Source organism: Sphingobacterium sp. IITKGP-BTPF85 (genome assembly GCF_001006065.1).
Lineage (GTDB): Bacteria > Bacteroidota > Bacteroidia > Sphingobacteriales > Sphingobacteriaceae > Sphingobacterium > Sphingobacterium anhuiense.
The window spans coordinates 1-990 of sequence record NZ_ASZT02000319.1 but is presented as its reverse complement, the minus strand read 5'-3'; the positions used below and the strand labels follow the sequence as shown (position 1 = coordinate 990).

1 protein-coding gene and 2 pseudogenes are annotated in these 990 nt (G+C 46.3%); all 3 read right to left on the bottom strand.

The window, feature by feature from the left end:
* Positions 1-143: 143 nt before the first annotated feature.
* Positions 144-293, bottom strand: coding sequence for a hypothetical protein (locus L950_RS29105; RefSeq protein ID WP_156169879.1), 150 nt, complete (start codon positions 291-293; stop codon positions 144-146).
* A gap of 6 nt (positions 294-299) precedes the next feature.
* A pseudogene (locus tag L950_RS25415) lies at positions 300-797 on the bottom strand (ead/Ea22-like family protein).
* Positions 794-990: pseudogene (locus L950_RS36930) on the bottom strand (TraR/DksA family transcriptional regulator); the annotation flags it as partial. The pseudogenes L950_RS25415 and L950_RS36930, both read right to left, overlap by 4 nt.

Genomic DNA, 990 nt, shown 5'->3' with positions numbered 1-990 from the left:
CGGATCTGCACAACATTGATAACGCCCAATCTTTTTGCTCAGACTCTAACTCATTGATACTCATTTATAAACTCCTTGCAATGTATGTCGTTTCAGCTAAACGGTATGTGCAATGTTTATGTAAAGAAATAGTAAGATAATACTCAACCCGATGTTTGAGTACGGTCATCATCTGACACTACAGACTCTGGCATCGCTGTGAAGACGACGCGAAATTCAGCATTTTCACAAGCGTTATCTTTTACAAAACCGATCTCACTCTCCTTTGATGCGAATCCAGCGTCAGACATCATATGCAGCTACTCACCTGCATCCTGAACCCATTGACCTCCAACCCCGTAATAGCGATGCGTAATGATGTCGATAGTTACTAACGGGTCTTGTTCGATTAACTGCCGCAGAAACTCTTCCAGGTCACCAGTGCAGTGCTTGATAACAGGAGTCTCCAGGATGGCGAACAACAAGAAACTGGTTTCCGTCTTCACGGACTTCGTTGCTTTCCAGTTTAGCAATACGCTTACTCCCATCCGAGATAACACCTTCGTAATACTCACGCTGCTCGTTGAGTTTTGATTTTGCTGTTTCAAGCTCAACACGCAGTTTCCCTACTGTTAGCGCAATATCCTCGTTCTCCTGGTCGCGGCGTTGATGTATTGCTGGTTTCTTTCCCGTTCATCCAGCAGTTCCAGCACAATCGATGGTGTTACCAATTTCATGGGAAAGGCTGCGTCAATCCCAGCGTCATGCATTGCCTGCTCTGCCGCTTCACGCAGTGCCTGAGAGTTAATTTCGCTCACTTCGAACCTCTCTGTTTACTGATAAGTTCCAGATCCTCCTGGCAACTTGCACAAGTCCGACAACCCTGAACGACCAGGCGTCTTCGTTCATCTATCGGATCGCACACTCACAACAATGAGTTGGCAGACGTATAGCCTGGTGGTTCAGGCGGCGCATTTTTATTGCTGTGTTGCGCTGTAATTCTTCTATTTC